Below are 5,529 nucleotides of genomic sequence, written 5' to 3' on the forward strand. Positions count from 1 at the left end.
ACCTCGTACCGCGTGGAACCCCTGCCCAGCGCGTCCAGGGTGGACGCGGGGAGCTGGCCGGGGTGCCGGCCGCCGGTGCCCTCCACCGGCACGTACATCCCGCCGGACACCGCGGACAGCGGCCCCGACGTGGGGGTGCGGTTCACGACGGCCCAGGTGAGGCCGAGGCGGGCGCGCATGTACTCCGCCACGCCCGCGACGACCGACTCGAACTCGGCGCTGCGGACCAGGAACTGGTGCGCCTGCTGGGCGTCGGAGTCGAACGACGCCTGCGCCGAGTCGGCGAACCGCTCGCGGGTCGCCCCGGCCTGGAGCAGGTACGCCGTCGTCGCCATGGCGACCGTGGTGACGACCGTCACCACCGCGACGGTCAGCACGACGGCGCCCCTCAGGCCGAGCCGGCGCGTCACGGCAGGACCAGGCGGTAGCCGAACCCCCGGACGGTGCGCAGCAGGGTCGGGTTGGCTGGCTCCGGCTCGATCTTGGCGCGCAGCCGGGCCACGGCCGCGTCGACCAGGCGCGAGTCGCCCGCGAACCCGTAGTCCCACACCCGCTTGAGCAGCGCCTGCCTGCTGAGCACCTGGCCGGGGTGCTCGGCGAACTCGATCAGCAACCGGATCTCGGTGGAGGTCAGCTTCACCTCGGCCCCGTCCCGGACGACCGTCATGGCGGCGGTGTCCAGTTCCAGGTCGCCGATGGTGTGCACGTCCCGCCGGGGCGGCAGGGCGGGGGCGGTGCGGCGCAGGATGGCCTTCACCCGCGCGTCCAGCACCCTCGGCTCGACCGGTTTCACCACGTAGTCGTCCGCGCCGCACTCCAGCCCGACCACGACGTCCACCGCGTCGCCGCGCGCGGTCAGCAGGATCACCGGGACGGTGTCGGTCGCGCGGAGGCGCCGGCACACCTCGAAGCCGTCGATGCCGGGCAGCATCACGTCCAGCAGCACCAGGTCGACCGGCGTCCGCCGCTCCAGCGCCTCTTCCCCGGACTCCGCGACCACGACCTCGTGGCCGAGGCCGCGCAGCGCCCGGGACAGCGCCTCGGCCAACGTCGCGTCGTCCTCGACGAGCTGCAACCGCGGCACGGGCGGACCTCCTCGCTGGTGGCGCGGTCCCCCGGTCGGCGGTCCACGGCCGTGGGACCACGACGTCGGCCGCGTCGGCTTCGCCTCGTCACGAACTTGCAGGTCGAGGGTACGTCAGCGGCCGGCCGGGACTTCCGCCACCGGCTTGATGCCGAACCGGCAAATCGGGTCGCCCGGACGACTCCGCCCCGCCATCCTGGCGGGACGGTTGGGAGGCGAGGCCGTGCAGGAGGGGGAGGTAGATGTCGTCCACGAGTTCCGCGATCGCCTCGTCGGACAGGGGTGCGCCGCAGGTCATGGCCTCGCTGCGGATCAGGTCCAGCGGGACGCGGGCCACCCGGTGAGGCACCTGGACGGGCGGCAGCTCGCCCCTGTCCACGGCCCTGGAGACGATGGCGTCCACGGCGCCGGTCAGCGGGGACGTCCCGGTCAGGCGGTCGCGGAGGATCTCGGCCACCTCCGGGTGGCGGAACGCCTCGCCCATGACGCCCGCGATCATCTCGTTCATCATCGAATCCGCCCGGCGGGCGACCGCGGAGAACAGCGTGACCAGGTCTTCTCTCAGCTCGCCCGTGTCGGTCGGCGCCAGCGACGCCGGTACCCGGCGGTTCCACGCCGCCAGGGCCAGCTCGGCCCGGCCCGGCCAGCGGCGGTAGATGACCGGTTTGCTCGTGCCGGCCCTCTTCGCCACGGTCTCGATGGTCAGGCGCGCGTAGCCCACCTCGGTCAGCTCGGCCCACGCGGCGTCCAGGATCGCGGCCTCCAGCTCGGCTCCGCGTCGACGCGACCTCGGTTCTGCCACCCTGCTCCTCGGACACATTAGATACGTTGCGTTTCTTATAAAACAGGTCTACCTTGCACACATTAGACACGATCCGTTTCTTATGGGGGAAGTCCTTGCTCACCCGCCTGCTCCGCACCCACCTGCGGCCTTACCGGCGAGAACTCTCGATCGTGCTGGTGCTCCAGCTCGTCGGCACGATCGCCTCGCTGTACCTGCCGAGCCTCAACGCCGACATCATCGACTTCGGCATCGCCACCGGCGACACGGACTACATCCTGTCCACCGGCGGCTGGATGCTCCTGGTCAGCGTCATCCAGATCGGCTGCTCCATCGGGGCCGTCTACTACGGCGCCCGCACCGCCATGGGCTTCGGCCGTGACGTGCGGTCCGCCGTGTTCCACCGGGTCGGCGAGTTCTCGGCGCGCGAGGTCGCCGCGTTCGGGCCGTCCTCGCTGATCACCCGCACCACCAACGACGTGCAGCAGGTGCAGCTGCTGGTGGTGATGGTGTGCACCATGCTGGTCACCGCGCCGATCATGTGCGTGGCGGGCATCGTGATGGCGCTGCGCGAGGACGTCGGCCTGTCCTGGCTGCTGCTCGTGTGCGTGCCCGCGCTGGCCGTCTCGATCGGGCTGATCGTGGTGCGGATGGTGCCGCAGTTCCGCCTGATGCAGGACCGGATCGACGCGGTCAACCGGGTGCTGCGCGAGCAGCTGTCCGGCATCCGCGTGGTGCGCGCGTTCGTCCGCGAGCCCCACGAGACCCGGCGGTTCTCGGAGGTCAACCGGGCGCTGACCGACACCGCGCTGCGGGTCGGCCGGCTGCAGGCGCTGATCTTCCCGGTCGTGATGCTGATCCTCAACGCCTCCAGCGTGGCCGTGCTGTGGTTCGGCGCCCACCGGGTCGACGCGGGCCAGATGCAGGTCGGCGCGCTGACCGCGTTCGTCAGCTACCTGATGCAGATCCTCATGTCGGTCATGATGGCCACGTTCATCTCGATGATGATCCCGCGCGCCGCGGTGAGCGCCGAGCGGATCAACGAGGTGCTGGACACCGAGTCGTCGGTGAAGCCGCCGGCCGCGCCCGTCGTGGAGCTGCCCAGGCGGGCCGAGGTGGAGTTCGCCGACGCCGAGTTCCGCTACCCCGGCGCGGCGGACCCCGTGCTGCGCGGCGTCTCCTTCAAGGCCGAGGCGGGCAAGACGACCGCGATCATCGGCAGCACCGGCGCGGGCAAGACCACGTTGCTCAACCTCGTGCCCCGGCTCATCGACGTCACCTCCGGCTCGGTGCTGGTCGACGGCGCGGACGTGCGGGAGCTGGACGCGGACGCGCTGTGCTCGCGCATCGGCCTGGTGCCGCAGCGGCCGTACCTGTTCACCGGCACGGTCGCGAGCAACCTGCGCTACGGCAACCCCGGCGCCACCGACGAGGAGCTGTGGGCGGCGCTGGAGGTCGCGCAGGCGCGGGACTTCGTGGAGGCCATGCCCGAGGGGCTGGACGCGCCGATCGCGCAGGGCGGCACGAACGTCTCCGGCGGCCAGCGGCAGCGGCTGTCCATCGCGCGGGCGCTGGTCCGCAAGCCCGCGGTCTACCTGTTCGACGACGCGTTCTCCGCCCTCGACCTGGCCACGGACGCGCGGCTGCGCGCGGCGTTGCGCCCGCACACCGCGCACGCGGTCGTGATCGTCGTCGCCCAGCGGGTGTCGACGATCATCGACGCGGACCGGATCGTGGTGCTGGACAACGGGTCCGTCGTCGGTATCGGCACGCACCGCGAGCTGCTGGGCACGTGCCCCACCTACGTCGAGATCGTCGAGTCCCAGCTGACCCCGGAGCAGGCCGCATGAGCACCACCACGACGAACCGCGCGCCGGCGCGGATGGGCGCGGGCTTCCCCGGCATGGGCATGCCGATGGGCAAGGCCGAGAACTTCAAGCCGTCGGCCCGGCGGTTCGCGCGACGGCTGCGGCCGGAGCGGAACGCGATCGCGGTCGTCGTCGCCCTGGGCGTGATCAGCGTCGCCTTCGCGGTGGCGGGCCCGAAGGTCCTCGGCCACGCCACCGACATCATCTTCAACGGCGTCATCGGGCGGCTGCGCGGCGAGCCGGGCGCCGGGATCGACTTCGACGCGCTCGGCGCGGTGCTGGCGTGGGCGCTGGGGCTGTACCTGGTCTCGTCGCTGTTCGGCTGGGCGCAGGGCCGCATCCTCAACAACGTGGTGCAGCGGGTGATCCTCGCGCTGCGGGCCGACGTGGAGGCCAAGCTGCACCGGCTGCCGCTGCGCTACTTCGACGGCCAGCCCCGCGGCGAGACCCTGTCCCGCGTCACCAACGACATCGACAACATCGCGACCACGTTGCAGCAGACGCTGAGCCAGCTGCTGGTCTCGCTGCTGACCGTGGTGGGCGTGCTGGTCATGATGGTCACCATCTCGCCGCTGCTGGCGCTGATCGCGCTGCTGCTGATCCCCGTGTCGGTGATCGTGACGGGCCGGATCCGCAAGGTCTCCCAGGCGCAGTTCGTGGCGCAGTGGAAGCACACCGGCGCGCTCAACGCGCACATCGAGGAGGCCTTCACCGGCCACCAGCTGGTGAAGGTCTTCGGCCGGCAGCGGGAGTCCGAGGAGGAGTTCCGTCGGCGCAACGACGAGCTGGTGGGCTCGGCGACGAGCGCGCAGTTCCTGTCCGGCCTGATCATGCCGGTGATGATGTTCCTGTCGAACATCAGCTACGTCGCGATCGCGGTGGTCGGCGGCCTGCGGATCACCTCGGGCGCGATGACGCTGGGCGAGGTGCAGGCGTTCATCCAGTACTCGCGGCAGTTCACCCAGCCGCTGACCCAGGTGGCGTCGATGGCGAACCTGATGCAGTCGGGCGTGGCCTCGGCCGAGCGGGTGTTCGAGGTGCTCGACGCGGAGGAGCAGGAGCCGGACCCGGTGGACGCCCCGGAGCCGGCGGCGGGCCGCGGCCGGGTGGAGTTCGAGCACGTCGGGTTCTCCTACCGGCCGGACCAGCCGCTGATCGAGGACCTGTCGCTGGTGGCCGAACCCGGTCAGACGGTGGCGATCGTGGGACCGACCGGCGCGGGCAAGACCACGCTGGTGAACCTCGTGCTGCGCTTCTACGAGCTGGGCGCGGGCCGGATCACGCTGGACGGGGTGGACATCACCGCGCTGCGGCGCTCGGACCTGCGCTCGCGCATCGGCATGGTGCTCCAGGACACGTGGCTGTTCGGCGGCACCATCCGGGACAACATCGCCTACGGCCGCCCCGGCGCGTCGGAGGAGGAGATCCTGGCGGCCGCGCGCGCCACCTACGTGGACCGGTTCGTCCGGACGCTGCCCGACGGGTACGACACGGTGATCGACGAGGAGGGCACGAACGTCAGCGCGGGCGAGAAGCAGCTGATCACGATCGCGCGCGCGTTCCTGGCCGACCCGTCGCTGCTGATCCTGGACGAGGCGACGTCCTCGGTGGACACGCGCACCGAGTCGCTGGTGCAGCACGCGATGGCGGCGCTGCGGTCGTCGCGGACGAGCTTCGTCATCGCCCACCGGCTGTCGACGATCCGCGACGCGGACCTGATCCTGGTGATGGAGTCGGGCCGGATCGTGGAGCAGGGCACGCACGAGGAGCTGCTGGAGGCGCACGGCGCCTACCAC

Annotated in this window: 4 protein-coding genes and 1 pseudogene; 2 read left to right on the forward strand and 3 right to left on the reverse strand. The window is 71.5% G+C overall.

Features of this window, described 5'->3' with window-relative positions; translation table 11 throughout:
• The 3 genes and pseudogenes from ACFV4N_RS25480 to ACFV4N_RS25490 all read right to left on the reverse strand — a co-directional run.
• Positions 1–410: pseudogene (locus tag ACFV4N_RS25480) on the reverse strand (hypothetical protein); the annotation flags it as partial.
• Positions 407–1,084, reverse strand: coding sequence for a response regulator (locus tag ACFV4N_RS25485; RefSeq protein WP_499675112.1), 678 nt, complete (start codon positions 1,082–1,084; stop codon positions 407–409). The gene ACFV4N_RS25485 and the pseudogene ACFV4N_RS25480, both read right to left, overlap by 4 nt.
• Positions 1,085–1,172: 88 nt before the next feature.
• Positions 1,173–1,886 (reverse strand): TetR/AcrR family transcriptional regulator, encoded by a 714-nt coding sequence (locus ACFV4N_RS25490; RefSeq protein WP_499675113.1) that lies wholly within the window; start codon positions 1,884–1,886, stop codon positions 1,173–1,175.
• Positions 1,887–1,981: 95 nt separating this feature from the next.
• On the opposite strand from ACFV4N_RS25490, the gene ACFV4N_RS25495 reads away from it, so the two are divergent.
• Together ACFV4N_RS25495 and ACFV4N_RS25500 are read left to right on the forward strand one after the other, a co-directional pair.
• Entirely contained in the window at positions 1,982–3,715 is a 1,734-nt protein-coding gene (locus tag ACFV4N_RS25495; RefSeq protein ID WP_499675114.1) for an ABC transporter ATP-binding protein, read from the forward strand.
• A partial coding sequence (locus ACFV4N_RS25500) for an ABC transporter ATP-binding protein (RefSeq protein WP_499675115.1) occupies positions 3,712–5,529 on the forward strand: 1,818 nt, incomplete at its 3' end. The genes ACFV4N_RS25495 and ACFV4N_RS25500, both read left to right, overlap by 4 nt.

The organism is Actinosynnema sp. NPDC059797 (assembly GCF_042732085.1).
Classification (GTDB): domain Bacteria; phylum Actinomycetota; class Actinomycetes; order Mycobacteriales; family Pseudonocardiaceae; genus Actinosynnema.